This window comes from Micromonospora sp. WMMD980, assembly GCF_029626035.1.
In the GTDB taxonomy this organism is placed as follows: Bacteria; Actinomycetota; Actinomycetes; order Mycobacteriales; family Micromonosporaceae; genus Micromonospora.
On record NZ_JARUBE010000003.1, the window covers coordinates 1,918,981 to 1,945,458 of the forward strand.

Consider the following 26,478-nt stretch of genomic DNA (forward strand, 5'->3'; position numbering starts at 1 on the left):
CGCGGCCGAGGAGTGGGTCACCACGGCGTCCAGCAGCGGGGCGTGGAAGAACCGCCCGGCCGTGCCGTACCCCAGCATGCCGCCGCATCTACGCGGCGCGCCGGCGCGGTCGGTGGGGTCCGGAGGCGGCGCGCCCCGCCGGTGTGACAGCGTGGTCGGGTGCCCGACTCCTCCCCGGTCGATGTCGACCTCGCGCTGGTCGGTGGCGGTGGCGCCGCCTCGCTCGTCCTGGCCGCCCTGGAGCGGCACCGGGTGGCCGGCGTGCGGGTGGCCGTGGTGGACCCGGTGCACAAGCGCGGCCAGGACCGCACCTGGGCGTTCTGGGGCACCCCCGGCGGCGACCTGGAGCCGCTGCTGAGCGCGAGCTGGTCGCGGGTCGAGGTGGTCACCGCGGCGGGCCGCCGCGTCCTGCCGCTGGACCCGTTGCGGTACGCCATGGTGCGCTCCGCCCCGGTCTACGACCGGGCTGCCGAGGCCGAGCGGCGGCTGGGCGCGGTGCGGATCGGCGCGCCGGCGGGGGAGTTGCGCGACGACGGCGACCGGGTGACCGTGTGCGATCCTGCGGGCCGGGCGCTGGTGCGGGCCGGCTGGGTGCTCGACTCGCGTCCCCGCAAGCCGGCGCGGCCCGGTCGGACGAGCTGGTTGCAGCACTTCCGGGGCTGGTGGCTGGCGGCGGAGAGGCCGACGTTCGACCGGGGCCGGGCGGTGCTGATGGACTTCCGCACCCCGCAGCCGGCGCGCGGGGTGTCGTTCGGCTACGTGCTGCCCGTCGATGACCGGTTCGCGCTCGTGGAGTACACCGAGTTCGGGCCGGCGCTGCTCGACGACGCCGGCTACGACGCGGCGTTGCGGGGCTACGCGGACCTGCTGGGGCTGGACCTGGCCGCGCTGCGGGTGCGGGAGGTGGAGAACGGGGTGATCCCGATGACCGACGGCCCGTTCGTGGCTCGCCCGAGCCCCCGGGTGGTGCGGCTGGGCACCGCCGGCGGGGCGACCCGGCCGTCCACCGGGTTCACCTTCTCCGCCATGCTCCGCCAGGCCGACCAGGTGGCCCGGGCGGTCGCGGCGGGCCGGCCGCCGGTGCCCGCGCCCGCCTATCCGGGCCGGCACCGGTGGATGGACGCGGTGGCGCTGCGCGCCCTGGACCGGGGGCACGTGGACGGGGTGGGGTTCTTCGAGCGGCTGTTCGACCGCAACCCGCCGGAGCGGGTGCTGCGCTTCCTCGACGGCGTCACCACGCCGGCCGAGGACCTGGCGGTGATGCGGTCCAGCCCGCTGCTGCCGATGACCGGCGCGGTGCTCGGCGACGCCGCCGGCCGGCTACGCGCCCGGCTGCGCCCGGCCTAGCGCCTCGGCGACCCGGTCGCGCACCAGCACGCGCAGCCGCTCCATCGGGTCGCCGTCGCCCGCGCCGAGCCGGTTGCGCACCGCCGCGACGGTCAACCCCAGTTCCGGGTACGCGAAAGCGAGGCTGCCGCCGCTGCCGGCGGTGCCGAACGACCCGTCGTCGTCGACCGCGTAGCCGAGCCCGAACGTGCTCTCCTGCCCGAACACCCACTCGTGCGCGCGGACCGCCGGCGCGGAGATCGCGCGCAGCCGGTCGGGGGAGACGAGCCGGACCCCGTCGACCGGGCCGAGCAGCGCCGCGTACATCCGGGCCACCGCGCGGGCGCTCATCGTGCCGACCGACGGCACCTCGGCGCGCAGCACGTCGGGGTCGGCGCCGGTCGTCGCGTCCGGGCGGACCCCGGGCGGGGCGACCGCGTCGAAGTGCGGCAGGTTGGCCCCGGCCCAGGTCATCAGCGCGGACAGGCCGGCGTCCTCCAGCCGGGCCAGCCGGGGCAGTTCCGCCTCCGGCACGGCGAGGAACAGCTCCCGCTCGACGCCGAGCGGCCCGGCGACGTCCTCGGCGAGCACCCGGGACACGGACCGGCCGGTGACCCGTCGGACCACCTCGCCGACCAGCCACCCCCACGTCCACGCGTGGTAGGCCAACCGCTCCCCGGGCGCCCACAACGGTGTCGCGTCGGCGAGCAGCCGGCACATCCGCGCCCAGTCCGTGAGGTCGGCGCGGGTCACGTCGGCGGGCAGGGCGGGCAGGCCGGCGGTGTGGGTGAGCACGTGCCGCAGCGTGATGCGGTCCTTGCCGTGCCGGGCGAACTCCGGCCACACGTCGGCCAGCGGCCGGTCGACGTCGAGGCGACCCTGCTCGGCGAGCACGTGCACCACTGTCGCGGTGAGGCCCTTGCCGGTGGAGACCGCGTGCACCGGGGTGTCGGCGGTCATCGGCCGCCCGGCGCCGGTGTCGGCGAGGCCGGCCTGCTCCTGCACGATCGGCGCGCCGTCGAGGTAGGCGGCCACCTGCACGCCTGCTTCCCGGCCGGCGGTGACCAGCTCGTCGATCACGGCGCGCACCTCGGCCCGCAGGCCGTCCCACCGGCTGTCCACGATCAGGGAGCCTGCCAGAGGGCGGCGTCGCCGTCGTGCGGTTTTCGTCGTCGGTGAGCAATACGCGCGAAGTCCGCCGGATCCGCGCGCCGTCGGATCGGGGGCCCGTGCGCCGGCCCGCTGCGGGTCGGCGGGCGGCGTACCGGGTAGGTTGCCGGCATGGTGGAGGCGGAGACCGGCCAGGTCGTGGAGATCTGGACCGACGGCGCGTGCAGCGGCAATCCGGGGCCCGGCGGCTGGGGCGCGGTGCTGCGCTGGGGCGATCGGGAGCGGGAGCTGTGCGGCGGCGAGGCGGGCGCCACCACCAACAACCGGATGGAGCTGACGGCCGCGATCCGGGCTCTGGAGAGCCTGACCCGCCCGGTCACCGTGCGGCTGCACACCGACAGCACCTACGTGCGCAACGGCATCACCGGCTGGTTGACCGGGTGGAAGCGCAACGGCTGGCGGACCGCTGCGAAGCAGCCGGTGAAGAACGCGGACCTGTGGCAGCGGCTGGAGGCGGCGTGCGCCCGGCACGACGTCACCTGGCTGTGGGTCAAGGGCCACAACGGGCACCCGGAGAACGAACGCGCCGACGCGCTGGCCAACCGGGGGATGACCGAGGCGCGGGGCGCCGGCGCACCGGCCGCCCCGCGCGCCGCGTCGGGTCAGCGCAGCGGGCGGCCCTCCTCGATCTCCTCCGGCCCGTCGGCCGGGTCGGCGGTGCCGGAGACGGCGTCCGGGTCGTAACCGGCCCGGCTCGTCTCCCGGGCCGAGCGGCGGTCCTCGGCCGGCTGGTCGGCGAAGTCGTCGCCGGTGTCGTCGGTGGTGTGCAGGGATTCGCCCGGCGGGCGCAGCGACGCCTCGTACGCGGTGGCGCCGTCGGGCTCGTCGCCGGGGGCGCGGCCGAAGGACTTTTCACTGGTCATGTCGCACTCCTGCCCGCATCCGCCGGCGGCAAACGTTCACCGGGTGGCGTCCGGATGGGTCGGCATCGACGAGCCGCCCGAACTGCTGCCGGAGGCGCCGCCGGCCATCCCGGACCCGTCGTCCTCGGTCACCTCGTCCGGTCGCGGCGTGTCCGGCGCGGGGGCGGGCACGTCGGTGTCCGCCGGCACCTGCACCAGCCTCGCCTGGCCGGCGGCGTCCTCGGCGTGCGCCGGGTCCACCGGTTCCTCGCCGTCGCGTGCCCGATACCCCATCGGTCCGCCCCCGTTCCGCCTCGACCGGCCGTGCCCACGCCTACCCACCGCACCCCCACCGAAACCACACCCCGACGCCCCGTGGGGCTGCCCCACCGCCATCGATCAAGGATTGCCGGCGACCTGGTTCGAGGTCACATGGCCTGCTGGCGTGCCTCTCGGCCCGATTCGGCCGGCACGGTTGCTGTACTTCACTGCTGTATTTCTCTTCCGCGCGTAGCCTGCTCAGCCAACCCCGAGCGTGGCAGCAAGCTTCGCGATCGTGCTCGGTGCGCGAGGGTCGCGGGCAATCTCGGCGAGGATGTCCCGGGCGACAGGCCGGTGCGTGATCTCTGCCGGTGCAGTGCGCTCGGCGTCGACCGATACCCGTGCGGCGTTGCCCGCGTCCCCGGCGAGCAGCGAGGCACGGGTGACGTCGAGCAGATGTGCCGCACGATGTTCGGTGGGCAGCCACCGGCGACGAGGATCATGCTACGCATGCAGAACGAGGACCTCATGGGACTGTGGGACAGCGGCCCGTATGACTACGGTTCGATGGAGTCGAGTTGGCTGACCGGGGAGCTCGACCGCCGGCCGGGACGCGCCGGCCCGGCTTGGCAGCCGTCGGAACTCGTCTTCACCACCCGCTACGGCCGGTCGGTCGAGCCAAGGAACTTCAACCGCTTCTGGGACCGGCGCTGCGATGCGGTAGGCGTCCGGCGAATCACCGTCAGGGATCCCAGCGGACCTGTGCCCCCTCCTGGCGGATCTGGACGTGCACCCCCGGGTGGCGATGCAGATCCTCCGGCACGCGTAGTTCGCCATCGCTATGGAGAGATCTACACGGTGGTCTCCTCGGCGGCCACCCGCGACGCCCTGAAGCGGCTGCTCGGCAGCGCACCGGACCGGTGAGGTGCCACTGCCGTACTTCGCTGCTGTACCGGCCCGGAGCACTACAAAAGCGCCCCGTGAAGGGCCGCTGAGCTGGAACGGAGTGGGGCCGCCAGAGACTCGAACCCCGAACCTATGGAGTGCGTGTCACGGCCGGACGCCACCCCGACCCCAACCCCTTGCTCACCGGGAGCGGCGGGTGCGGGTGCGGGGGGAGGGGTGGACGGGGCGGGGAATGGGAGTGAGCGGGAGGGACCAGTGGGTGGGGTGGTGCAGGGTCGGTGGCAGGGCGGTGCGGTGGTCGCCGCGGGCGGCGTCGAGCTGGGCCTGGTGCAGGAACAGGCACTCGCCGAGGTCGGCGCCGCGCAGGTCCGCCCCGCGCAGGTCGGCGCCGGTCAGGTCGGCGGCGCCGAGGCGTACGCCCCGCAGGTCCGCCCCGACGAGGACCGCGCCGCGCAGGTTCGCCCCGGTCAGCGTCGCGCGGCGCAGGTCGACCCCGATCAGCGTGGCGCCCCGGCGGTCCGGGCCGGCCCGGCCGGCGCGGGCCTGCTCGGCGGCGCGCGACAGCAGCCGGTTGACCCGGCCCCGGTGGGTGTCGACGTCCACCGCGAGCAGGTCCTCCGGGGTGCCGTCGGTGAGCCGACCGGTCTCGTCGAGGATCGCGGTCAGGGCGTCGCGCAGCGCGCCGGGCGGGGTGATCCGTACCGCCTCGGTCAGATACCAGAGCAGTTCGTGCAGCGGCCGTAGCACGGCGAACGTGTCGAACATCCGCCGCGCGGTGTCCGGGTCGGCACGCCAGTCACGGCCGGCGAAGGTGCCCTGGGTGAGGTGCTGGCCGGCGCCGAAGCAGTCGAACACGGTGCATCCGGGGAAGCCGCGCTGCCGCAGCTCCGAGTGGATGCCGCAGCGGGCGTCGGCGCGCAGGTTCGGGCAGGGTCGCCCGGCCGGTTTGTCGATGGCGAAGTCCGCCGACGCGGCGAACGCCGGCGCGACGCAGCAGACCCCGGCGCAGCGCCCGCAGTCCGCCCGCAGCTCCCGCCCGCCGTCCACCATCCCCCCATTCTCCGCCCATCCCCACCCCGCACCCCACCCACCCCGGCGATCATGAAGTTGGCACCATCTACATCCACCCGCAACACCCCTACACCCGAGCCCTGCTCTCGGCCATCCCCGACGTCACCACCTCGGCCCCGCCGGCCGCATCCGCCTCACCGGCGACGTCCCCACCCCGCTCAACCCACCGTCCGGCTGCCGCTTCCGCACCCGCTGCTGGAAAGCCACCGACCACTGCGCCGCCGAAGAACCCACCCTCACCACCCGCGACGGCGGCACCCAACACACCGCCTGCCACCACCCCGAGAACGGCCCGGTGGGCGCGGGTGCGGGCCGCCGTTCCGCACCGTCGGCCGCGATCAGACGGCCGGCGGCCGGTGGTAGAGCGCGGCGAGCGCGGCGCCGGTCTCGGCCAGCCGGTCGCGGAGCGCGGCAGGGGAGAGGACCTCCACGTCGGCGCCGAGCCGCAGCAGGTCGCCGTGCGCGTGGGTGAGCGACTCGATCGGCAGCACCGCCCACACCCAGCCGGCCGCGTCGGACGGACCGGCGGTCGCGTCGACGGCGGCGACCACCACGTCGCTGGCGATCTCGCGGAGCCGTGCCCGTCCGCGCGGGGAGAGCCGCACGGTGGCCTCGTCGCGGTGCAGCCCGGCCCGGAACGCCACCACGTGCGCGCGCCACCACGCCGGCAGGTCGAACTCCGGCCGGTCGAACGGCTCGTGCAGCCCGGTGAGGTCGAGGATCTGGCTGACCCGGTAGGTGGCCGGCTCGGCCCGGTCCGGCCGGGCCGCGACCACGTACCAGCGGCCACCCTTGAGGACCAGCCCGTACGGCTTCAGCACCCGGGTCACCTCGCCGCGCCAACTGCGGTAGCGGACCCGCACCCGGCGTTCCCGCCACACCGCCTCGGCCGCCGCCGCCAGGTGCGGTGACGGGTCGCCGTCGGAGTACCAGCCCGGCGTGTCCAGGTGGAACCGCTGCTCCAGCCGGGCGGCCCGGTCGGCGAGCGGGGCCGGGAGCGCGGCGCGCAGCTTGAGCTGCACGGCCGCCACCACCGACTGGTAGCCCAGTTCGGCGGCGGGCCCGGGCAGCCCGGCGAAGAGCAGCCGGTCGGCCTCCTCGCCGGTCAGGCCGGTCAACCGGGTACGCCACCCCTCGACCAGCCGGTACCCGCCGGCGTGTCCGGCCTCGCCGTAGAGCGGGATGCCGGCGGCGTGCAGCGCCTCGACGTCCCGGTAGACGGTGCGGGCCGACACCTCGAGGCGGGTGGCCAGGTCGGCGGCGGTGAGCCGGCCGTGTGCCTGGAGGAGCAGCAGGATGGACAGGAGTCGACTGGCCCGCATTCCGCTGACACTAGCTGTCAGGGAAGCGGTCCTACCGTCCCGGCATGGCCTTTCACGACAAGGAGCTGACCGTGCCGGGGACCGTCGAGGTCGCCGGCCGGCACGTCAAGCGCTACCACATCGACCAGCCGGAGCGCCGCCTCGAACCGGAGGTGGTCGACGCCGCGTACGCGTACCTGCCGGCGCTGCTGCCCGGCCCGGACGGCGGCACCCCGCCGGCGAGTTGGGTGGTGCTGCACCGGGGCGCGGACACCGGGGCGTACCTGCTGGCGTACAGCTGGTTCTTCGACAACGTGGTCGAGTGCCGGATCGCGATCGCCGGGCAACCGGCGCTCGACTGCCCGGACGACGACCCGGCGCACTTCGTCGACCTCGACCGGCCCGGGGTGGGCTGCGTGTGGGAGCTGGGCGTGCTGGAGCACGAGCGGGCCGCCTGGGTCCGGCACCTGCTCGCTCCGGACCGGCCCGACCTGGCCGGCTACCTGGCCGACACGCGCGCCGAGGGGCCGGTGGGACGCTGATGGGCGACGGCGAGCGCACCTGGGAGACCAACTGGGTCATGGAGTTCGCCCGGGTGGCGTGACCGGGGGCGTGGTGGTGCGGTAGATCGCGGTCAGCCAGACGTCGAGCAGCACGTCGACCACGTCCCGCTCGGCCACCGCCGGTCCGTCGCCGGCGAACGTCGCGTACCAGACCCGCTCGTTCATCGAGTTCAGCGCGATGGCGAGGTCCCGGGCGGGCAGCCCGTCCGGGGCCACGCCGCGGGCGCGCTCCAGCTCGATCGCGGCCTGGACCGCGCGGACCCAGCGTTCCAGCACCTCGGCCCAGAGCCGACGGACCTCGGCGTTGGTGCCGCGCACCTGGGCGCAGGCCAGCACCACGTCCCGGTGGCCGCCGAAGGTGGCGTGGAACCGGGCGATCAGCTCCCGCCAGCGGGCGCGCGGGTCCTCGGCGAGCCGGTCCAGCACGCCGCCCGCGGCGGCGTCGGCCTCCTCGGTGACCCGGTCGAGCAGGGTGAGCAGCACGGCGTCCTTGGACGGGAAGTAGAAGTAGAACGTGGGTCGGGAGATGCCCGCGCCCCGGGCCAGGTCGTCGATGGATATCTCGCCGAAGGCGCGCTCGCGCAGCAGCCGCTCGGCGGTGGCCAGGATCGCCCCCTCCCGGTCGTCGCCGGTGGAGCGACCGGCCCGCCGTCCGCGCGTCGGCGCGGCGCCGGTCGGGGTACGGGCGGGGCTCATGTCGGCCGATGCTACACCCGCTCAACACCCTGTCGATCCGACTCGACAGGGTGTTGACTGGGGTCGAGCGCGGTGGATAGGGTCCGGTCCACCGCCGGGCGAGAACGGGAGAAGCCATGGCCTCCGAGCACGTCGACGTCCTCATCGTCGGCGCCGGCCTGTCCGGCATCGGCGCCGCCGTCCACCTGGGACGCGAGTGCCCCGGCAAGACCTACGCGGTGCTGGAGGCGCGGGGCGCGATCGGCGGCACCTGGGACCTGTTCCGCTACCCGGGAGTCCGCTCCGACTCGGACATGTACACGCTCGGCTACTCGTTCAAGCCGTGGACCGACCCGAAGGCCATCGCCGACGGCGAGTCGATCCGCCGCTACGTGCGCGAGACCGCCCGCGAGTACGGCGTGCGGGAGCACATCCGCTTCCACCACCGGGTCACGCGCGCCGAGTGGGACAGCGCGACCGCCCGCTGGACGGTGCACGCGCACCGCGACGACACCGGCGAGGACACGGTTCTGACCTGCGGTTTCCTGTTCACCAACTCCGGCTACTACCGCTACGACGAGGGCTACACCCCCCGGCTGCCCGGCGTCGAGCGCTTCGCCGGCACGCTGGTGCACCCGCAGCACTGGCCCGAGCGGCTCGACTACGCCGGTCGGCGGGTGGTGGTGATCGGCAGCGGCGCGACCGCGGTCACCCTGGTCCCGGCCATGGCCGAGCAGGCCGCCCACGTCACCATGCTGCAACGCTCACCGACGTACGTGATCTCGCTGCCGTCGCGCGACGCGTTCGCCGACGCCGCGCGGCGCTGGCTGCCCCCGAAGGCCGCCTACGCGGTGGCCCGGTGGAAGAACGTCGCGCTCGGGGTGGCCAACTTCCAGCTCAGCCGGCGCGCGCCGGGGCTGGTCAAGCGGTTCCTGCGCCGGGCCGCGAAGGGCCGGCTCCCGGTCGGGTACGACGTCGACCGGCACTTCTCGCCCCGCTACGACCCCTGGGACCAGCGGCTGTGCGTGGTCCCCGACGGCGACCTGTTCACCGCGCTGGGCGAGGGACGCGCGTCGGTGGTGACCGACACCATCGATACGTTCACCGCGCACGGCATCCGGCTCACCTCCGGCGCGGAGCTGCCGGCCGACGTCGTGGTCACCGCCACCGGCCTCAACCTGCTCGCGCTCGGCGGCATGACGCTGAGCGTGGACGGGACCGACGTCGACCTCGCCACCACCATCGCCTACAAGGGCATGATGCTCTCCGGCGCGCCGAACTTCGCCATGACGATCGGCTACACCAACGCCTCCTGGACGCTGAAGGCCGACCTGGTCGCCACGTACGTCTGCCGGTTGCTGCGCCACCTCGACGACACCGGGCAGCAGATCGTCACCCCGGTCGCCCCCGAGACCGACGACCTCGTGCCGATCATCGACCTCCAGTCCGGGTACGTGCTGCGCGCCGTCGACCAGCTCCCCAAGCAGGGGCCGCACGCGCCCTGGCGGCTGCACCAGAACTATCCCCGGGACGTACGCCTGATGCGGCACGGGCCGCTCACCGACGGCGTACGGTTCGCCCGGGCCGGCGCGCCCGCCACCGCGGCGGCCGCCACCGCGGGAGGCGGCGATGCGTGACCTGGAGTTCCCCGGCGGCGTCGCGGTGCTCACCGGCGCCGCGAGCGGCATCGGCGCGGCGCTGGCCCACGGCCTGGCCCGGCGCGGCGCCGACCTGGTCCTGCTCGACCGGGACGCCGACGGACTGGCCGCGGTGGTCGCGGCGATCCGGGCCGCCCACCCGGACCGGCGCGTCGAGACCCACCTGGTCGACCTCGCCGACGCCGGCGCCACCGACCGCGTCGCCGCCGAGATCCGGCGCGCCAACCCCCGGATCCGGCTGCTGGTCAACAACGCCGGCGTCGCGCTGGGCGGCCGGTTCGACCAGGTCACGCTGGACGAGTTCCTCTGGGTCGTCGAGATCAACTTCCGGGCCGTGGTGCGGTTGACCCACACGCTGCTGCCCGCGCTCAAGGCCGAGCCGGGCGCCCACCTGGTCAACGTGTCCAGCCTGTTCGGCCTCATCGCCCCCGCCGGGCAGGCCGCGTACTCGGCCAGCAAGTTCGCCGTGCGCGGGTTCACCGAGGCGGTGCGGCACGAGCTGGTCGACGACGGGATCGGCGTCACCTCGGTGCACCCCGGCGGCATCCGGACCCGGATCGCCGCCCGCGCCCGGGTCGGCAGCGGCGTCCCGGTCGAGGAGTACGAGGCCGGCCGCCGGCAGTTCGAGAAGCTGCTCACCATCGACCCGGCCACCGCCGCCGAGGTGATCCTGAACGGCGCGCGGCGGCGTCGCGGCCGGGTGCTGATCGGCTGGTCGGCGAAGCTGCCCGACCTGCTCGCCCGGATCGCCCCCGCCGGCTACGGCCGGGTGCTGGCGCTGGGCATGCGCTCCCGCCCGGCCCGGGTGCCGGGTCCCCGAGCCGGGGCGGACGAGCCGGCCGCGCCGGTCCCGCCGCCGGCCGGCGAGGCGGTCGCCCCGGAGCCCGGACGCCCGGCGTGACGGTCGGGCTGCCGCCCGCCGACGAGCGCGCCGTCGGCGGGCGGCCCACGCGCTGCCGGATCACCGGCGACGGGCCGCCCGTGGTGCTGCTGCACGGCATCGGCCGTACCCTCGATGACTTCACCGCGCTGCACACGGCGCTGGCCCGCGACCACCGGGTCCTCGCGGTGGACCTGCCCGGCCACGGCGGCTCCGCACCGCTGGACCGACCGCACACGCTGCCCGCGCTGGCCGGCGCCGTCACCGCGTTCCTCGACGCCGCGGGCGTCACCGGCCCGGTCCACCTGGTGGGCAACTCCCTCGGCGGCGCGGTCGCCATGCGCCTGGCCGCCGACGCGCCGCACCGGGTGGCCGACCTGGCGCTGCTCAACAGCGCCGGCTTCGGCCGGGAGGTGACCGTGGCGCTGCGGCTGCTCGCGGTGCCCCCGCTGGCCCGGCTGCTGCTGCGCCCGCACCCGGCGATCGCCCGCCGCACCGAGCGGGCGATCTTCGTCGACCCCGCGTACGTCACGGACGAGCGGATCGCCACCGCGCTCGCCGTGGCCCGGCAGCCGCACGCCGCCCGGGTGATGCGGGAGCTGGTCCGCGACCTGGGCACCTGGCGCGGGGTACGCGAGCGGTGGCGCGCCGAGCTGCTCGACGCGGTGGCCGCGCTCGACCTGCCCACGCTGCTGGTCTGGGGCGACCGCGACCTGATCCTGCCCGCCGCGCACCTGACGTACGCGCGCAGCCGACTGCCCGGGGCGCGGACCCACCTGTTCCGCGACACCGGCCACATGCCGCAGATCGAGCGCACCGCAGCGGTCGAGGCCCTGCTGCGTGACCTCTGGGTGGCGTCCACCTAGATCCCCGGAGGGCGCACGCACGCCACCGCGCCCACCGGCGGCCCGCCCGCCGTCCGGCGGCAGCTCGCCGACGCTTCCACCGGTCGGTGGTGGTCTTCGCCGTCACCGCCGTGGTCTGGGCGGTGGTGCCGGCCTGGCCCGGTCGCGCCCCGCACCCGTTGCCGGTGGTGGTGGGCGCGGTCAACGGTCCCGGCTCGGCGACGGCCGGGGCACTCCGGATCGCGACGCCGGGCCGACCGTGATGATCGGCGGTAGGTTCGGCGGTGGGGACCGAACGAAGGAGAATCTCTTGAGCCAGGAAGTCCGGGGAGTCGTGTCGCGGCGCAAGGGCGCGCCGGTGGAGGTCACCACGATCGTGGTGCCCGACCCGGGGCCGGGCGAGGCGGTGGTTCGTGTCCAGTCCTGCGGCGTCTGCCACACCGACCTGCACTACCGTGAGGGCGGCATCAACGACGACTACCCGTTCCTGCTCGGTCACGAGGCCGCCGGCGTCGTGGAGCAGGTGGGCGACGGCGTCACCGACGTGGCCCCGGGCGACTTCGTGGTGCTCAACTGGCGGGCCGTCTGCGGCCAGTGCCGCGCCTGCCGGCGCGGCCGACCCTGGTACTGCTTCGCCACCCACAACGCCGCGCGGAAGATGACCCTGACCGACGGCACCGAGCTGACGCCCGCGCTGGGCATCGGCGCGTTCGCGGAGAAGACGCTCGTGCACGCCGGCCAGTGCACCAAGGTCGACCCGTCCGCCCGCCCGGCCGCCGTCGGCCTCCTCGGCTGCGGCGTCATGGCCGGCCTCGGCGCGGCCATGAACACCGGCAACGTGGCCCGGGGCGACTCCGTCGCGGTGATCGGCTGCGGTGGCGTCGGCGACGCGGCGGTGGCAGGCGCGGCCCTGGCCGGCGCGACCACGATCGTCGCGGTGGACACCGACTCCCGCAAGCTCGACCGGGCGCGGACGTTCGGCGCCACGCACACCGTCGACGCCTCCTCCGACGACCCGGTCGAGGCGATCCGCGCCGCCACCGGCGGGTTCGGCGCAGACGTGGTGATCGACGCGGTGGGCCGCCCGGAGACCTGGAAGCAGGCCTTCTACGCGCGCGACCTCGCCGGCACCGTCGTGCTGGTCGGCGTGCCCACCCCGGAGATGACCGTCGACCTGCCGCTGCTCGACGTGTTCGGGCGTGGCGGGGCGCTCAAGTCCAGCTGGTACGGCGACTGCCTGCCCAGCCGGGACTTCCCGATGCTCACCGAGCTGTACCGGCAGGGCCGGCTCGACCTGGACGCCTTCGTCACCGAGGAGATCGCCCTCGACCAGGTCGAGGAGGCGTTCGCCCGGATGCACCACGGCGACGTGCTGCGCTCGGTGGTGGTCTTCCCGTGACCGCCCGGGTGGACCACGCCGTCACCTCCGGCACGTTCTCGTTGGACGGGCAGACGTTCGACGTCGACAACAACGTCTGGGTGATCGGCGACGACGCCGAGTGCGTGGTGGTCGACGCGCCGCACGACGTGGCCGCCGTCCTCGCCGTCGTCGGTGACCGTCGCGTGCTCGCCATCCTGGCCACCCATGCCCACGACGACCACGTCCGGGTCGCCCCCGCGCTGGCCCGCGCCACCGGCGCGCCGGTGCTGCTGCATCCCGCCGACCGGGTGCTGTGGGACCAGGTCCATCCGGACACGCCGCCCGACGGCGACCTCACCGACGGGCAGACGGTGACCGTGGGCGGCACCACGGTGCGGGTCCTGCACACGCCGGGGCACAGCCCGGGGGCGTGCAGCCTGTACGCCCCGGAACTGGACGCCGTCTTCACCGGCGACACCCTCTTCGCCGGCGGCCCGGGCGCGACCGGTCGCTCGTTCAGCGACTTCGGCACCATCGTCGAGTCCATCCGCACCCGGCTGCTGACCCTGCCGCCGGAGACGGTGGCGCATCCCGGGCACGGCGCGGACACCAGCATCGGCGCGGAGGCGCCGCACCTGGACGAGTGGATCGCCCGCGGCCACTGAGCCGTGCCGGCCACGCCCCGGCCGGGTCGCCGGACCGGCCCGCGTCGCGGGCCCGGCTCGCCAGCGTCGACGGCCGCGCGCCCGACGAGGCGTGGCGCCGGCCGGCGGGTCTTCCGGCCGGGGACGTACGGTTGTCCGGCACCTGGCGGGAGGAGGCGCTGCCGTCCGACGCCGAACGACACCACGTGCGGCCGCCGTGGTCGGCGCTGTCCACGCTGGACCGACCGACCGCCCTGGACCACCTGCTGCGCCAGTTCGGTGCCACCGGCGGCGACGGGCACGTGCTCGTGCGCCTCGGCGCGGTCGGTCACCGGTAACCGCCTGGACCCGGTACCCGGGGCCCGCGATACTCGCCTGATGCCCGGACCGACCCTGACCGCCGCGCAGTCCGCCGCCCTGCGACACGTGCGCGACGTCGCCCTGCGGAGCCGGCCGGCGGCGCTCGCCGCGATCACGGCCCACCTCGCCGGTTCCGGTGCCGGGGTCAGGTACGAGGAACTCGTCGCGGCCGTGGCCGGCCACGGCCGGTTGACCGTCAACTTCCACCCCGACCGGCTGCTGCGCGACGGTCGTTCCGTGGTCGAGGCGCTCGACGCGGAGGGCGTCTACCGCAGTCAGTTCTCCACCGGCATCGGTAACGGCGGCCTGACCGCCTTCCCCGGTGGTGACCGGGACATCTGGGAGCAGAGGCTCTTCGGCGGGGCGTACCAGCGACCGGGCGTGCGACCCGCGGAACGCCCGACGTACGGCGGTCTCAACCTGCTCGACCACCCCGACGGCGCCTGCCCCCGCTTCGGCTCCTGCCACCTGCGGCTGCGCCCGGAGGTGCTGAGGCGGGCCACGTTCACCTTCGGCGACCACCTTCGGCGACAGTCACCTCGGCCCGACCGACGTCGGCACCGTCACCGTCTTCGAGCCGGTCCTCGCCGCGCTGCTCGACGCCACCGTGGCAACCGGCGTCAGCCTCGGCGTGTCCGGGATGGACACCGGCGCCCTGCTGCGGACGCTGCTGTCCCGGCGGGAACGGGCGTCCGCGCGGGCCGGCCGGGCGCTCGACGACTACATCGAGGCGCAGATGCACGGCGAGGTGCGCCTCGACCGCGACGTGGAGGCGGTGGTGGTCGACCCGTCGTTCCGCGGCACGGACGCGGGACGGCGTCTCGCCGCCACGGCCGACCGGCACGGCTTCGCGCTGGCCTGGCACTCCGGCTTCGAGTTGCCCGTCGACGGCGTCGACGCCGACTTCCGCGGCCCGGACATCCCGCCGCTGGCCGCCCGCGTGCACGCCGAGTTCGGCCGGCCGGGTGAGCCGCTGCACGCGGAGCTGATCGGCCGGGCCGCCGCCTCCCTGGTGCGCGAGCCGCGGCGCTGGGCGGACCGGGGCCCGGCCGAGGTCACCTGGCAGCACCTCAAGCCGCTCTGGCACGTCCTGGTGTGGTTCGGCGGTCCATCCGGATCGTCCCGTTTCTCCGGGTGAGGCACCCGCCGCCCGATGCCGGACGTGACCTGGACCGCAGCTCGCGCCGAGCCTGACATTTCCGGAATGACCGACAGGTCCGGCTGGTTGTGTCCCCCGTACCGGCGGCGCCCAAACCCGGGTCGCCGGCCGACCCCCGAGGGGCGCTCACCCCGGAGCGCGTCGTAACGATCGAAAGGGCAACCATCGTGAAGCAGCACGTCACCCGATGGCTCCCCGCCGTCGCGAAGACCGCCTACGCGAGGACCACCGCCGTCGCCCAGAACCGCCGCGCCGCGCTGACCGTCGCGGGCGTGGCCGCCCTGGGCGGGCTGGCCTTCGCCCCCACCGCCGTCGCCGCCCCGGTGACCAGCGGACCGCACGCCGGCGCCGTGGCCGCCATCGACCTGGCCACCGGCAAGAGGACCGCCACCGAGGCGGCGAAGTCCGGCCTGACCACCGGCAGCGACAAGGTGCCGACCAAGGCCGACCGGCCGTCCCGCGAGAAGCTCATGCCGCACGGCGTCGAGGGCGCGCAGTCGCGCATCCCGCTCGACGACGCGCAGCTCGACAACGCCAAGGCCATCGTGAAGGCGGCCAAGGAGACCGGCGTGGGGGAGCGGGGCGCGGTGATCGGCGTCGCCACGTCCCTGCAGGAGTCCAAGCTCTACAACCTGGGTCACCTCGGCTCGTACAACGACCACGACTCGGAGGGACTGTTCCAGCAGCGCCCGTCGTCCGGCTGGGGCTCGTCCGAGCAGATCACCGACCCGGACTACGCCAGCAAGGCGTTCTTCGGCGCGCTGAAGAACGTCGGCGGTTGGCAGGAACTGCCGCTGACCAGCGCGGCGCAGACCGTCCAGGTGTCCGCCTTCCCGTACGCGTACGCGCAGTGGGAGGAGCAGGCGGCGGACATCGTCCAGCAGCTCTGGTGACCCGTCACCCGTGACACGGCCGGCCGGCTCCGACCCTCGGGGCCGGCCGTTCCCGTCCGCCTACTCCCGTCCGCTCCCTCTCTCGCCGATCTTGCGGTTACGGCCCGGGGGCGGTTGTGGTGTGGCACCGGACGTCCCGCCTGGGGTGGATGTCCGGTTCGAGGGTGGTGGGTGGCACGCTGGCGGTGGAATCGTCGGCGGGGGCGGGGCGTTGTAACCCGGTGAACGACCGAGGAAGGCGAGCGCACCCCCCGCGTGGGCCGACCAGGTCGTTGCACACACTCCCGGCGCCGCCCCGCGAGCAGCCGGAATCTTTTGAGCGCCTGACGGTGCCCACACGCCCCCCGGTGTGTTGACCCCCGAATGGAGCCCCCATCATGAACACGATCCTGCGTAAGAGCGTTCTGGGTGTTGCTGGTCTGGCTTTCACCGGTGGTGTGTTCGCCGGTCCGATCGCCGCGCACGCCGACACTCCCGCCCACGCCGCCGCCAAGCCGGTCACGGCGACCGCGAGCGTGCAGGGTGCGCAGTCCACGATCAGCCTGAACGGCGAGCAGACGGCGAACGTGAAGGCGATCGTCGCGGCGACGAAGAAGGCCGGCCTGCCCGAGCGGGCGGCGGTGATCTCGGTCGCGACGAGCTTGCAGGAGTCGAAGCTGGAGAACCTGGGCCACCTCGGCGACAAGAATGATCACGACTCGCTGGGTCTGTTCCAGCAGCGCCCGTCCAGTGGGTGGGGCACGCCGGAGCAGATCACCGATCCTGAGTACTCCACGCTGGCGTTCCTGAAGGGGTTGAAGCAGGTCGACGGCTGGCAGGACATGCCGTTGACCGAGGCCGCCCAGACCGTGCAGGTGTCGGCCTACCCGGACGCCTACGCCCAGTGGGAGAAGCAGGCCACCGACCTGGTCGCCCAGCACTGGACCACGTGAGCGGCATCGCCTGAAGGCCGGCACCCCGCGGGGTGCCGGCCTTCAGGTGCGTCAGGACTGGGGCACGCCCTCGGACCGCAGCTTCGACGAACCTGCGGCCACCGACCACCCGGCCACCCAGCGGCTGCCGCTGGTGCTACTGGTCCGGTCGGCGAGGTGGTACCAGTCCATCCGGCAGCGCTGCGGCGTCACCTCGAACACCCCGTACCCGTGTCCGTCCAGCTCGGTCCAGCGCACGTGCGGGTTGGTCGCGCGGATCAGGCCGGCGCCGAGCTGGCTCAGCGCGTTGCCGGCCGGCAACTTCAGGAAGTCGTTGACGTTGTCGCTGGTCACCGACGGCACCACGAACTCGACGGCGGCCGGGTTGGCCGCGCCGGTCGCCCGGGTGGTCACCTCGTTGGCCCACGAGGTGTGGATGTCGCCGGTCAGGAACACCACGTCGCGGGTGCCGGTGGCCCGGACGTGGTCGACCAGCTCGTTGCGGTCGGCGTTGTAACCGTCCCACTGGTCGGCGTTGAGCACCGCCCCGTTCTCCGGGATGCCGAGCAGTTTCCCGAGCGGGCCGAGCAGCCACGCGGGCAACGCGCCGACGTCCACCCGGGCGATCATCACCGGGTTGCCGACCAGCTTCCAGCGGGCTGTCGAGCCGGACAGGCCGGTCTTCAGCCAGCCCATCTGCGCGTCGCCGGTGATCGTGCGGGTCGGGTCGTCCACCGCAGTGCCGGACGCCTGCGCCGACCGGTACGACCGCAGGTCCAGCATGGACAGCTCGGCCAGCCGGCCGAAGCGGAACCGTCGGTAGATCGCCCCGTCCGCGCCGATGCGCACCGGCATCCACTCCAGGTACGCCTGCCGGGCGGCGGCCAGCCGGTCGGCGAATGACCCCTCGGCGCCGGGCGTGTGGTTCTCCGCGCCGCCGGACCAGGCGTCGTTGGCCACCTCGTGGTCGTCCCACGTGATGATCCACGGCACCGCGGCGTGCAGCGCCTGCAGGTGCGGGTCGGTCTTGTAGAGCGCGTGCCGGATCCGGTAGTCGGCGAGCGTGAGCACCTCGTGCGCCGGCTGGGTGGGCCGCACCACCCGGCCGGCGGCGGTGAACTCGCCGGTCCCGTACTCGTAGAGGTAGTCGCCGAGGTGGACGACCAGGTTCAGGTCGTCGCGATCGGCCAGCCGCCGGTAAGCCGCGAAGTAGCCGGCCTCCCAGTTCGCGCAGGACACCACGCCGAGCCGCAGCCGGTCCACCGCCGCGTCGGCGGGCGGGGCGGTGGCGGTGCGTCCGGTCGGCGACCAGGCGTCGGCGTGTCCGAATCGGTACCAGTAGGTGGTGCCCGGGGCGAGGCCGGTCACCGGGATCTTGACGGTGTGGTCGCGGGCCGCGCCGGTGGTGACCGTGCCGGCGGCGACCGGCGCGGTGAAGTCCGGGTCGGCGGCGACCTGCCAGCGCACCTCCACGTCCGGGCCGACGCCGGAGCCGGGCAGCGCGTCGGGCGTGGGGGTGACCCGGGTCCAGAGCAGGATCCCGTCGGGCAGCGGGTCGCCGGAGGCGACACCGTGCCGGAACGCGGCGGTGGCCGCGCCGGCGGAGGAGGCGCCGGCAAGGGTGGCGCCGGCGAGGACGGCGGTGCCGGCGGAGGCGCCGGCGAGGCGCAGCAGAGCACGACGGTCGAGGGTGTTCGTCATGCCCTCGTATCTATCAATGTCGACGTGCGGCGCGCTGCCCCGGTCGCGCAGAGTTCGCCGGGACTTCCGCCCGGGTTGGCCGGGCCGGGTCGGTCAGGACCGGCGGCGGCCGGCGACGATGTCCACGACGGCGGCGATCAGCGCCAGCACGATGATCCCGGCGGCCAGGAGCAGCGAGTGCCGGAACGCCACCGACCAGTCGCCCCGGTGGTCGGCGAGCGTGGAGAAGAACAGCGCGCCCACCGCCGCGATGCCGGCGGCCGAGCCGATCCGCTGCCCGGTCTGGAGCATGCCGGCGCCGCTGCCGGCCATCGGCACCGGCACCTCGGCGAGGGTGAGCGTCTGGTTGGGCGCGATCACCAGGCCGCTGCCCAGCCCGGCGACGAGCAGCGGCAACGCGGTCCGCAGCGGCACGTCCCGGTGCGCCCCGCCGGTCAGCACCAGGTCGGTAGCGACCAGGCCGACCACGACGGCGAGCAGCCCGACCGCGACCAGCGGCCGGCCGTAGCGGGTGACGACCCGGCCGCCCAGCGCGGAGGCCAGCGCCGAGCCGAGGGCGAACGGGGTGATCGCCAGGCCGGCGACCAGCGCGCTGTAGCCCAGGCCGATCTGGAGGTAGAGCGTGAAGATGAAGAAGATCGCGGTGAAGCCGGCGAAGTAGATCAGCCCGATCAGCGAACCGAGGACGTACGAGCGCAGCCCGAACAGCCGCAGGTCGAACAGGGGGGTGGCGTGCCGGGCGAACCGCCGTTCCCAGAGCGCGAAGCCGGCCAGCAGCAGCAGGCCGAGCGGGATCAGCAGCCACTTGGCCGAGCCCTGCCACTGTTCCCGCTGCACCAGCGGCAGCAGGATCACGGTGACCCCGGCGCCGAGCAGCAGCACGCCCACCGGGTCGAGCCGGTGCCGGCGAGGCTGGCCCTCGGGCCGCCCCGGCATCAGCCGCCAGCCGAGGACCATCGCCACGATGCCGACCGGGATGTTCACGAAGAACACCCACCGCCAGCCGTGCTCGGCGCCGCCGAGCTGGATGAGCAGGCCGCCCAGCAGCGGCCCGACCGCGGTGGAGATGCCGATGGTGGCACCGAGCAGCCCAAACGCGCGACCCCGGTCGGCACCCCGGAACAGCTGCTGGATCATGCCGCTGACCTGCGGGTTGACCACGCCGGCGGCGGCGCCCTGGACGAGTCGGGCGATGATCAGCCAGCTCGACGAGGTGGCCAGCCCGGCCAGCGCGCTGGTCAACGTGAACAGTCCCACCCCAACCACGAACGCGGTACGCCGGCCGCGCGCGTCGCCGAACCGCCCGGCCGGCACCAGCACCAGGCCGAACGTCAGCGCGTACCCGGACAGCACCCACTGCAGGTCGCTCGGGGTGGCGTCCAGCGCCCGGTCGATCGACGGGACGGCCACGTTGACGATGCTGACGTCCAGCAGCGTCATGAACGCCGCGACCAAACCGACGCCGAGCGCGCGCCAGCGACGCCCGTCGTCGGGTCCGGCGTCCGCCGCCGGCGACGCCGACCGGTCCCCGCTCATCGTGCCCCCCACAGACCGTCGATCACGCATCCCCGATCGCTACCCGGACCCCGGTGGGGCAAACGACGCGATCAGGCCGTCTGGCGCGCGCACCACCGTGGGCCGAAGTCCAGGCCCGACATCGGCGAGTCCTCCCGGTGCAGCAGCCCTCGCTGGGTGAGCGAGTGCAGCGGCTCGTGCACCTCCTCCTCGGTCAACCCGGTCTCCTCGGCGATCAGGTCCGGGTAGGGGACGTGGCCGCGCACCTCCAGCGTGGTCACCGCCTGGTAGACCCGTTCCTCGATCGCGGACAGCTGGACCTGAGGCATCGCTCCTCCTCGGCGTGGGCCGCCCGACCCGCGGGCAGCCGGCGACCGGCGGTTACCCGGGCGGCAGGCGATGATGCCCACCCGTTCGAGGGTCGTCGCGGGCGGTCCGGCCCGCCGGTGCCCTAGGCTGCACCCGTGATCATCTGGGACCTCGTCGTGGTCGGCGGCGGACCCGCCGGACTCTCCGCCGCGCACGCCGCGGCCCGGGCCGGCGCCCGCACGCTCGTGGTCGAGCGGGCCACCCACCCCCGGTACAAGACCTGCGGCGGTGGCCTGATCGGCACCTCCCTGGTCGAGGTCGACGGCCGGGTCGAGGTGCCCGCGCACGACCGCGTCGACCGGGTCACGTTCACCCGCGACGGGCGGCGCGCGTTCACCCGTCGCCACCGCACGCCGCTGGTCACCATGATCCGCCGGGAGGAGTTCGACGACCGGCTGTGCGCCGCCGCGGTCGCCGCCGGCGCCGAGGTCCGCGAAGGCGTCGCGGTGCGCGCCGTCGAGCAGGACCCCGACGAGGTACGCCTACGGCTGGCCGACGGCGAGGTGCTGCGTGCCCGGGCGGTGGTGGGTGCGGACGGCTCGTCCGGCGTGACCGCCCGCCATGTCGGGGTGCGCTTCCGCCAGGTCGACCTGGGGCTGGAGCTGGAACTGCCGGTGCCCGCCGCCGAGCGGGAGCGGTGGCGCGGGCGGGTGCTGCTCGACTGGGGGCCGCTGCCCGGCTCGTACGCCTGGGTCTTCCCGAAGGGTGACCGGCTCACCGTCGGCGTCATCTCCGCCCGGGGCGACGGCGAGCGGACCCGGACCTACCTGCGGGACTTCGTGGCCCGGTTGGGGCTGGCGGGGATCGACCCGGAGCACGACTCCGGGCACCTGACCCGGTGCCGCGCCGAGGACGCCCCGCTGCGCCACGGTCGGGTGCTCGTCGCCGGCGACGCGGCCGGCCTGTTGGAGCCGTGGAGCCGGGAGGGAATCAGTTACGCGCTGCGCTCCGGTCGCCTGGCCGGCGAGGCGGTCGCCGGCGGCGACCTCGACGCGTACGGCCGGGAGGTCGCGCGGAGGTTGCTGCCGGAGATGCGCGCCGGGCACCGGCTGCTGGACGTGTTCGAGCGGCGGCCCGACGTGTTCCACGCGATGCTGGCCAGCCCGCCCGGCTGGCGGATGTTCGTCCGGTTCTGCCAGGGCCGGGTCAGCTTCGCCGAGGCGCTGGAGCGGCGGCCGGTGCGGGCCGGGCTCCGGCTGCTCGACCGGCTGCCCCCGGTCAGAGGACGATGACCGCCCGACCGTGGATGTCGCCCCGGCGCAACGCCTCGTACGCCTCGGGCGCCTCGGCCAGCGGGAACGTCCGCACGTCGGCGTGCAGCCGGCCGGCCCGGCCCAACGCGATCACCTCCTGGAGTTCGGCCCGGGTGCCCCAGAACGGCACCACCACGCTCGTCTCCAGCGGCACCGTCGGCGGCTCGTCGGCGACCGGCCGGACCGGCAGCGTGCCACCGGCCAGGCCGACCAGCAGCAACTGACCGCCGGTGGCGACGACCTGCCGGGCGGTGTCGAGGGTGGGCTGCGCGCCGACGAAGTCGAGCACCACGTCCGCGCCGTCCGGCGGCGGGCCGACCAGTTCGCGGATCTTGTCGACGGAGTCCGGGCCGGCCTGCACCACGTGGTGCGCGCCGAGGCGGCCGGCCAGTTCCAGCGCCGCGACGCTGGTGTCCACCGCGACGATCCGCGCCGCGGTGGTGGCCACCAGGATCTGCAGCGCCATGTGCCCCAGCCCGCCGATGCCGATCACCACGCAGGTGGTGCCGGGGCGCAGCCGGGGCCGGGCCAGCTCCACCGCGTGGTACGGGGTGAGCCCGGCGTCGGTCAGCGGGGCGGCCTGGGTCAGGTCCAGGTCGCCCACGTGCAGCAGCCGGGACGCCGGCACCACCACGTACTCGGCCAGCCCGCCGTCGCGGCTGAGCCCGATCCCGCCGACCGGGGTCACCCGGCAGCGGTTGTCCTCGCCGCGCAGGCAGGCCCGGCACCGGCCGCAGCCGATGATCCCGTAGACCGCGGCCCGGTCGCCGGGCGACCAGCCGTCCACGCCGGGCCCGGCGGTCTCCACCGTGCCGGCGATCTCGTGCCCGAGCGTCATCGGGGTGGGGAACATCCCCGCCTCCGCGTCGAGGATGTGCAGGTCCGAGTGGCACGCGCCGACCGCGCCGACGCGCAGCAGCACCTCGCCGGGGCCGGGCTGCGGTGTCGGCACCTCGGTCAGCTCCAGCACTCCGGGAGCGGTCATCCGTACCGCGCGCATCGCGTCGCCTCCACCTCGTCGCCGGCAGCCGTCGCGGCGGCATACCCCCGCCCCCGTTGATGCCGCGACCGCCCACCCGGGTCGGTTGTCGCCGACCCGTTGTGACGTCCACATCGCTCCACTCGTGCTCCATCCAGCCCACGAGTGGAACGCCATGGACGTCACCGGCACCTTTTGACATCCATACCGTTCCACCCGGTCCGCGAGTGGAACGGTATGGCTGTCTGCGCGCGCGTGGCGCACAATGCGGGCATGAGCGAGGCGGTCGAGTCGTTCGCCGACGAGGAGTACGCGTTCCTGCGGCATGTCCGCTTCGGCGAGATGCCACCCCGGGTACGCCCCGAGGAGCGCGCGGAGTCCACCGAGACGGACACTCGCCCGGACCGACCAGACCAGGCCGGCGGCGAGTCGGAGTGGCACCTGCGCGCGGGCGGCTGACACTCAGGCGACGAAGATGCCCCTGCCAACCCGGCCGATCAGCTCGTCCGACTGGATCATCGAGTCGACCGCCCGGCGAACCGTCATGTGGGCGGTGGCTCGTAGGGCATGGATGAGGCCGACCAGCAGGGTTGCAAATCAGTACGGCTACCCCTGATTGTCCTTCGGACGGTTCGGCCTGGATTGTCCGGCCGGGCGCGAGGACCGTGATTCACTCCGGCTCGATGCGGACTCTCGTCAACTTCTGGGCGCAGGTCTTCGACTGTGAGGTGGGGATCCCCAAGGAGGCTGTCCAGGCAGCAGCGGCCGCGTAGGTGAGCGTGCGGACAGCTTCCAGATCTTGGAAACTCCCGGCCCCTCCAGGGGCCCTCTCCTTCCAAGATCTCCACTCGGCCGCGTCGATCATGAAGTTGGCGGTGACAAAACGGACCGGGATCACCGCCAACTTCGGCCGGGGGCGGCATGGCGAGGGGCCCCGGCGCGACGCCGGGGCCCCTCGTCGGTGGATCAGAAGACCGGCACGCCCTCGCGGACCAGCTTCCAGTTCGGCACGAAGAAGTCGGCCGGGTCGATGACGCCCTTGGCCTGCGCCCAGTCGATGAGCAGCTGGCGGATCTCCTGCTGCGCGTTGTAGACCTGGGTCTTCACGATGCCGGGGAAGTTGCCGCCGCCGCTGCGCCGGTAGTTGTTCACCGCCACCACGAACTGCGCGTCCGCCGCCACCGGGGTGTCGGTGCCGGCCAGCACCAGGCGGGTGATCCGCTGCCCGACCGGCTTGGAGACGTCGATGTCGTAGTCGACGCCGGAGAACACGTCGTAGTTGTAGTCCGGCACGGCCGGGTCGCTGATCGTCTCCGGGTCGACCGGAGCGCCCACCGGCACGGTGACGAAGTACTTCGCCGAGTACTCCAGGTACGCCTTCACCTCGGCGCCGGCCAGCACGACCGCCTCCAGGGTGTTGTCGTACACGTAGAGGCCGGCCACGTCGCGGATCCGCACGTCGCCCTGCGGGAAGACCGCGGTGCGACTGAACGGCGCGGCGATGGACAGCACCGGCAGGCCCGCGTACGCGCCGCCGGCCAGCGCCGCGGTGACCACCTCGGTCTGGACGTGGTTGATGAAGTCCAGGATCGGGGTGTCCTTGTAGCGCGACTCTGCGGCGGACAGCTCCACGCTCGACTGCGCGACCACCCGGTTGACGTAGTCGACGGTCTTGGCGTGCTGGCCGCGTACGGCCGCGAGCACCGCCGGGTCCTCGACCACGGTGTTGGTGTTCAGCGTGGTGGCCGACGAGTCGACCACCTTCCAGCAGCCCTTCTCCCGGGCCAGCGTGAAGTCCATCCGGGTCAGCCGCTGGCCCCACTTCGACGGCTCGGAGGTCAGCACCGCCCTGCCGGTCTTCAGGTTGGTGACGAACTTCTCCGGCACCTCGTTGTGGGCGTGCCCGAAGAGGATCGCGTCGATGCCGGGCACCTGCTCGGCGATCAGCGCGGTCGGGTTCTCGTTCGGCAGCTCCGGGCCGTAGCTGGAGGTGCCGCTGTCGCCGCCGTGCGCGGAGATGATCACCACGTCGGCGCCGCGCCGGCGCATCACCGGCACCCACTTGGCGGCGGTGGCGACCATGTCGGCGAAGACCAGGCGGCCCTCGACGTTGGCCTTGTCCCAGATGGCCACGCCCGGGTTGGTCAGGCCGAGGATGCCCACGCGCAGCTTCGGCGCGCCGTGCCCGCCGAGCCGGACCTCCTTGATCACGTACGGGAGGAAGGCCGGCTTGCCGGTCTTCTCGTTGATCGCGTTCGCGGCGAGCGCCGGGAAGCCGAGCTGCTTGATCCAGGTGGCGAGCAGCGGCAGGCCGTAGTTGAACTCGTGGTTGCCGAGCGTGACGGCGTCGTACTTGAGCACGTTCATCGCGTTGGCCATCGGGTGCGTCTCACCGGTGCTGGTGATCGGCTCCTGCTTGGCGTAGTAGGTGGCCAGCGGCGTGCCCTGGATGGTGTCGCCGGCGTCCAGGACCAGCGTCGCCCTGCCCGTGCGCTCGGCCCGGATCTGGTTGACCAGGGTGGCCAGCTTCGCGACGCCGACGTCGTTGTGCTTGCTGTCGTCGAACTCGGCGTCCTTGTAGTAGTCCCAGTTGTAGACGTTGCCGTGGGTGTCCGAGGTGCCCAGGACGGTCAGGTCCCAGGTCTTCGGCTGCTTCGGCTTCGCCTCGGCGGGGGCGCCGGCGAGCAGGGGAGCCGTCGCCGCGGCGGCGGCAACGGCCAGCACCTGACGCCGCGAGGCGCCGGAGGAGGAGGTCAATGCGGTGCCTTTCGGAGGGGGTACGCGCCTCGTGGGCGCCGTTGCGCACCATAACCACCAGCTGTCACGAGCGCCACATCGCCCCGAGATGTTCGCCCCGTTGTCACCGGCTGCTGTTTTCCGCCGAGCGGCCGGGGTAGGGGCGCAGTCATGACGGAGGACCAGTACACCCGGCAGGACCCCACCGAGCAGTACGGCCAGCAGCAGGGTCAGGCGGCGCAGCAGCAGTCCACCCCCGGATCGACGCAGGAGATGGGCCCGAAGCCGGACCACGGCGAGGAGTCGTACCGGGGCGCCGACCGGCTCAGCGGCAAGCGGGCGGTGATCACCGGGGGTGACTCCGGCATCGGGCGGGCGGTGGCGATCGCGTTCGCCCGGGAGGGCGCCGACGTGCTCGTCTCCTACCTGGGTGCGGAGGAGGAGGCCGACGCGCGCGAGACGGTCGGCCTGATCGAGCGGGCCGGCCGCAGGGGCGTCGCGGTCCGCACCGACCTGCGCGAGGAGGCGAACTGCCGCGAGCTGATCGACCGCGCGGTCGCCGACCTCGGCGGGATCGACATCCTGGTCAACAACGCGGCTTACCAGATGGCCCAGGACAACGGCATCGACGACATCACCACCGAGCAGTTCGACCGGGTCTTCAAGACCAACGTGTACGCCATGTTCTGGCTGAGCAAGTTCGCGGTGCCGCACCTGGCGGAGGGCTCGGCGATCATCAACACCTCGTCGATCCAGGCGTTCGACCCGTCGCCGCAACTGCTCGACTACGCCACCACCAAGGCGGCCATCGCCAACTTCACCAAGGCGCTGGCACTGAACCTGGCCGACCGGGGCATCCGGGTGAACGCGGTCGCGCCCGGCCCGATCTGGACGCCGCTGATCCCGGCCACCATGCCGGCGGAGGCGGTGCGGCAGTTCGGCACCGACGTGCCGATGGGCCGCCCCGGGCAGCCGGCCGAGTTGGCCCCGGCCTACGTCTTCTTCGCGTCCCAGGAGTCGAGCTACGTCACCGGCGAGATCCTCGGCGTCACCGGCGGCAAGCCGACGAAGTGACCGGGCCCGCCGGATGGGCCGGGCCG

Annotated in this window: 27 protein-coding genes and 3 pseudogenes; 19 read left to right on the forward strand and 11 right to left on the reverse strand. The window is 74.1% G+C overall.

Annotated features, from left to right (window positions below):
• Positions 1–159 precede the first annotated feature (159 nt).
• Complete coding sequence (locus O7618_RS09270; RefSeq protein ID WP_278105603.1) at positions 160–1,347, forward strand: lycopene cyclase family protein; 1,188 nt, start codon at positions 160–162, stop codon at positions 1,345–1,347.
• On the opposite strand, the gene O7618_RS09275 is transcribed toward O7618_RS09270, so the two are convergent.
• Positions 1,321–2,448: a serine hydrolase domain-containing protein gene (locus tag O7618_RS09275; RefSeq protein ID WP_278105604.1), complete on the reverse strand. Its 1,128-nt coding sequence runs from the start codon at positions 2,446–2,448 to the stop codon at positions 1,321–1,323. The genes O7618_RS09270 and O7618_RS09275 overlap by 27 nt on opposite strands.
• Before the next feature lie 159 nt (positions 2,449–2,607).
• Here O7618_RS09275 and rnhA point away from each other — a divergent pair, with 159 nt between their 5' ends.
• A complete protein-coding gene (rnhA, locus tag O7618_RS09280) occupies positions 2,608–3,180 on the forward strand; it encodes a ribonuclease HI (RefSeq protein ID WP_278105605.1) in 573 nt (190 codons plus the stop codon).
• Here the strand turns inward: rnhA and O7618_RS09285 are convergent.
• On the reverse strand, positions 3,099–3,359 hold the full coding sequence (locus tag O7618_RS09285) for a hypothetical protein (protein WP_278105606.1): 261 nt from the start codon (positions 3,357–3,359) through the stop codon (positions 3,099–3,101). The two genes, rnhA and O7618_RS09285, sit on opposite strands and share 82 nt — an antisense overlap.
• Before the next feature lie 36 nt (positions 3,360–3,395).
• On the reverse strand, positions 3,396–3,632 hold the full coding sequence (locus tag O7618_RS09290) for a preprotein translocase YidC (RefSeq protein ID WP_278105607.1): 237 nt from the start codon (positions 3,630–3,632) through the stop codon (positions 3,396–3,398).
• Positions 3,633–4,109: 477 nt separating this feature from the next.
• Here O7618_RS09290 and O7618_RS09295 point away from each other — a divergent pair, with 477 nt between their 5' ends.
• Positions 4,110–4,523 carry a hypothetical protein gene (locus O7618_RS09295; protein WP_278105608.1) on the forward strand — a complete coding sequence of 138 codons (414 nt, stop codon included), beginning with the start codon at positions 4,110–4,112 and terminating at the stop codon, positions 4,521–4,523.
• A gap of 162 nt (positions 4,524–4,685) precedes the next feature.
• On the opposite strand, the gene O7618_RS09300 is transcribed toward O7618_RS09295, so the two are convergent.
• On the reverse strand, positions 4,686–5,555 hold the full coding sequence (locus O7618_RS09300) for a pentapeptide repeat-containing protein (protein WP_278105609.1): 870 nt from the start codon (positions 5,553–5,555) through the stop codon (positions 4,686–4,688).
• A 65-nt stretch (positions 5,556–5,620) separates the two neighbouring features.
• Between O7618_RS09300 and O7618_RS09305 the strand changes: the two are divergent.
• Positions 5,621–5,865 (forward strand): annotated as a pseudogene (locus O7618_RS09305) (oligopeptide/dipeptide ABC transporter ATP-binding protein); the annotation flags it as partial.
• 49 nt (positions 5,866–5,914) lie between these two features.
• On the opposite strand, the gene O7618_RS09310 reads toward O7618_RS09305, so the two are convergent.
• Positions 5,915–6,898 carry a WYL domain-containing protein gene (locus O7618_RS09310; protein WP_278105610.1) on the reverse strand — a complete coding sequence of 328 codons (984 nt, stop codon included), beginning with the start codon at positions 6,896–6,898 and terminating at the stop codon, positions 5,915–5,917.
• Between the two features lie 44 nt (positions 6,899–6,942).
• Between O7618_RS09310 and O7618_RS09315 the strand changes: the two genes are divergently transcribed.
• Positions 6,943–7,419, forward strand: a complete 477-nt coding sequence (locus tag O7618_RS09315) for a hypothetical protein (protein ID WP_278105611.1) — start codon at positions 6,943–6,945, stop codon at positions 7,417–7,419.
• A 36-nt stretch (positions 7,420–7,455) separates the two neighbouring features.
• Here O7618_RS09315 and O7618_RS09320 read toward each other — a convergent pair whose 3' ends face one another.
• The gene (locus O7618_RS09320) at positions 7,456–8,136 is read right to left on the reverse strand and encodes a TetR/AcrR family transcriptional regulator (protein WP_278105612.1); all 681 of its coding nucleotides are present in this window, start codon (positions 8,134–8,136) and stop codon (positions 7,456–7,458) included.
• 116 nt (positions 8,137–8,252) lie between these two features.
• Here O7618_RS09320 and O7618_RS09325 point away from each other — a divergent pair, with 116 nt between their 5' ends.
• The 11 genes and pseudogenes from O7618_RS09325 to O7618_RS09375 all read left to right on the forward strand — a co-directional run bounded on the left by O7618_RS09325 (position 8,253) and on the right by O7618_RS09375 (position 16,846).
• Positions 8,253–9,752 (forward strand): NAD(P)/FAD-dependent oxidoreductase, encoded by a 1,500-nt coding sequence (locus tag O7618_RS09325; RefSeq protein ID WP_278105613.1) that lies wholly within the window; start codon positions 8,253–8,255, stop codon positions 9,750–9,752.
• On the forward strand, positions 9,745–10,674 hold the full coding sequence (locus tag O7618_RS09330) for an SDR family NAD(P)-dependent oxidoreductase (protein WP_278105614.1): 930 nt from the start codon (positions 9,745–9,747) through the stop codon (positions 10,672–10,674). Before O7618_RS09325 ends, O7618_RS09330 begins: the two co-directional genes overlap by 8 nt.
• Positions 10,671–11,519 (forward strand): alpha/beta fold hydrolase, encoded by an 849-nt coding sequence (locus O7618_RS09335; RefSeq protein ID WP_278105615.1) that lies wholly within the window; start codon positions 10,671–10,673, stop codon positions 11,517–11,519. The genes O7618_RS09330 and O7618_RS09335 overlap by 4 nt, the downstream gene beginning before the upstream one ends.
• Positions 11,520–11,605: 86 nt before the next feature.
• On the forward strand, positions 11,606–11,761 hold the full coding sequence (locus O7618_RS09340; RefSeq protein ID WP_278105616.1) for a hypothetical protein: 156 nt from the start codon (positions 11,606–11,608) through the stop codon (positions 11,759–11,761).
• Between the two features lie 47 nt (positions 11,762–11,808).
• On the forward strand, positions 11,809–12,897 hold the full coding sequence (locus O7618_RS09345) for an S-(hydroxymethyl)mycothiol dehydrogenase (protein ID WP_278105617.1): 1,089 nt from the start codon (positions 11,809–11,811) through the stop codon (positions 12,895–12,897).
• Positions 12,894–13,523, forward strand: a complete 630-nt coding sequence (locus O7618_RS09350; RefSeq protein ID WP_278105618.1) for an MBL fold metallo-hydrolase — start codon at positions 12,894–12,896, stop codon at positions 13,521–13,523. Before O7618_RS09345 ends, O7618_RS09350 begins: the two co-directional genes overlap by 4 nt.
• Positions 13,502–13,840 (forward strand): hypothetical protein, encoded by a 339-nt coding sequence (locus O7618_RS09355; RefSeq protein ID WP_278105619.1) that lies wholly within the window; start codon positions 13,502–13,504, stop codon positions 13,838–13,840. The genes O7618_RS09350 and O7618_RS09355 overlap by 22 nt, the downstream gene beginning before the upstream one ends.
• Positions 13,841–13,880: 40 nt before the next feature.
• Positions 13,881–14,300: pseudogene (locus tag O7618_RS09360) on the forward strand (DUF3626 domain-containing protein); the annotation flags it as partial.
• Between the two features lie 133 nt (positions 14,301–14,433).
• Positions 14,434–15,000, forward strand: a pseudogene (locus O7618_RS09365) (DUF3626 domain-containing protein); the annotation flags it as partial.
• 188 nt (positions 15,001–15,188) lie between these two features.
• Positions 15,189–15,914, forward strand: coding sequence for a hypothetical protein (locus O7618_RS09370; protein WP_278105620.1), 726 nt, complete (start codon positions 15,189–15,191; stop codon positions 15,912–15,914).
• 377 nt (positions 15,915–16,291) lie between these two features.
• A complete protein-coding gene (locus O7618_RS09375) occupies positions 16,292–16,846 on the forward strand; it encodes a hypothetical protein (protein ID WP_278105621.1) in 555 nt (184 codons plus the stop codon).
• A 51-nt stretch (positions 16,847–16,897) separates the two neighbouring features.
• Here the strand turns inward: O7618_RS09375 and O7618_RS09380 are convergent, their stop codons facing one another.
• The 3 genes from O7618_RS09380 to O7618_RS09390 form a co-directional block, all read right to left on the reverse strand.
• Positions 16,898–18,526, reverse strand: coding sequence for an alkaline phosphatase D family protein (locus O7618_RS09380; RefSeq protein ID WP_278105622.1), 1,629 nt, complete (start codon positions 18,524–18,526; stop codon positions 16,898–16,900).
• Between the two features lie 93 nt (positions 18,527–18,619).
• Positions 18,620–20,062 carry an MFS transporter gene (locus tag O7618_RS09385; RefSeq protein WP_278105623.1) on the reverse strand — a complete coding sequence of 481 codons (1,443 nt, stop codon included), beginning with the start codon at positions 20,060–20,062 and terminating at the stop codon, positions 18,620–18,622.
• A gap of 71 nt (positions 20,063–20,133) precedes the next feature.
• Positions 20,134–20,370, reverse strand: coding sequence for a hypothetical protein (locus tag O7618_RS09390; RefSeq protein WP_278105624.1), 237 nt, complete (start codon positions 20,368–20,370; stop codon positions 20,134–20,136).
• Between the two features lie 135 nt (positions 20,371–20,505).
• Between O7618_RS09390 and O7618_RS09395 the strand changes: the two genes are divergently transcribed.
• The gene (locus O7618_RS09395) at positions 20,506–21,642 is read left to right on the forward strand and encodes a geranylgeranyl reductase family protein (protein ID WP_278105625.1); all 1,137 of its coding nucleotides are present in this window, start codon (positions 20,506–20,508) and stop codon (positions 21,640–21,642) included.
• On the opposite strand, the gene O7618_RS09400 is transcribed toward O7618_RS09395, so the two are convergent.
• Entirely contained in the window at positions 21,629–22,663 is a 1,035-nt protein-coding gene (locus tag O7618_RS09400) for an NAD(P)-dependent alcohol dehydrogenase (protein ID WP_278105626.1), read from the reverse strand. The two genes, O7618_RS09395 and O7618_RS09400, sit on opposite strands and share 14 nt — an antisense overlap.
• Before the next feature lie 252 nt (positions 22,664–22,915).
• Between O7618_RS09400 and O7618_RS09405 the strand changes: the two genes are divergently transcribed.
• Positions 22,916–23,101 (forward strand): hypothetical protein, encoded by a 186-nt coding sequence (locus O7618_RS09405; protein ID WP_278105628.1) that lies wholly within the window; start codon positions 22,916–22,918, stop codon positions 23,099–23,101.
• Between the two features lie 507 nt (positions 23,102–23,608).
• Here the strand turns inward: O7618_RS09405 and O7618_RS09410 are convergent.
• Complete coding sequence (locus tag O7618_RS09410) at positions 23,609–25,399, reverse strand: 5'-nucleotidase C-terminal domain-containing protein (RefSeq protein ID WP_278105630.1); 1,791 nt, start codon at positions 25,397–25,399, stop codon at positions 23,609–23,611.
• A gap of 150 nt (positions 25,400–25,549) precedes the next feature.
• Here O7618_RS09410 and O7618_RS09415 point away from each other — a divergent pair, with 150 nt between their 5' ends.
• Positions 25,550–26,452, forward strand: coding sequence for an SDR family oxidoreductase (locus tag O7618_RS09415; RefSeq protein WP_278105631.1), 903 nt, complete (start codon positions 25,550–25,552; stop codon positions 26,450–26,452).
• The last annotated feature ends 26 nt before the right edge of the window (positions 26,453–26,478 follow it).

Coding starts and splice junctions, on each gene's coding strand:
- rnhA (WP_278105605.1), top strand. CDS start 2,608: ATGGTGGAGGCGGAGACCGGCCAGGTCGTGGAGATCTGGACCGACGGC.
- O7618_RS09285 (WP_278105606.1), bottom strand. CDS start 3,359: ATGACCAGTGAAAAGTCCTTCGGCCGCGCCCCCGGCGACGAGCCCGAC.
- O7618_RS09290 (WP_278105607.1), bottom strand. CDS start 3,632: ATGGGGTATCGGGCACGCGACGGCGAGGAACCGGTGGACCCGGCGCAC.
- O7618_RS09295 (WP_278105608.1), top strand. CDS start 4,110: ATGCAGAACGAGGACCTCATGGGACTGTGGGACAGCGGCCCGTATGAC.
- O7618_RS09300 (WP_278105609.1), bottom strand. CDS start 5,555: ATGGTGGACGGCGGGCGGGAGCTGCGGGCGGACTGCGGGCGCTGCGCC.
- O7618_RS09310 (WP_278105610.1), bottom strand. CDS start 6,898: ATGCGGGCCAGTCGACTCCTGTCCATCCTGCTGCTCCTCCAGGCACAC.
- O7618_RS09315 (WP_278105611.1), top strand. CDS start 6,943: ATGGCCTTTCACGACAAGGAGCTGACCGTGCCGGGGACCGTCGAGGTC.
- O7618_RS09320 (WP_278105612.1), bottom strand. CDS start 8,136: ATGAGCCCCGCCCGTACCCCGACCGGCGCCGCGCCGACGCGCGGACGG.
- O7618_RS09325 (WP_278105613.1), top strand. CDS start 8,253: ATGGCCTCCGAGCACGTCGACGTCCTCATCGTCGGCGCCGGCCTGTCC.
- O7618_RS09330 (WP_278105614.1), top strand. CDS start 9,745: ATGCGTGACCTGGAGTTCCCCGGCGGCGTCGCGGTGCTCACCGGCGCC.
- O7618_RS09375 (WP_278105621.1), top strand. CDS start 16,292: ATGAACACGATCCTGCGTAAGAGCGTTCTGGGTGTTGCTGGTCTGGCT.
- O7618_RS09380 (WP_278105622.1), bottom strand. CDS start 18,526: ATGACGAACACCCTCGACCGTCGTGCTCTGCTGCGCCTCGCCGGCGCC.
- O7618_RS09385 (WP_278105623.1), bottom strand. CDS start 20,062: ATGAGCGGGGACCGGTCGGCGTCGCCGGCGGCGGACGCCGGACCCGAC.
- O7618_RS09390 (WP_278105624.1), bottom strand. CDS start 20,370: ATGCCTCAGGTCCAGCTGTCCGCGATCGAGGAACGGGTCTACCAGGCG.
- O7618_RS09400 (WP_278105626.1), bottom strand. CDS start 22,663: ATGCGCGCGGTACGGATGACCGCTCCCGGAGTGCTGGAGCTGACCGAG.
- O7618_RS09405 (WP_278105628.1), top strand. CDS start 22,916: ATGAGCGAGGCGGTCGAGTCGTTCGCCGACGAGGAGTACGCGTTCCTG.
- O7618_RS09415 (WP_278105631.1), top strand. CDS start 25,550: ATGACGGAGGACCAGTACACCCGGCAGGACCCCACCGAGCAGTACGGC.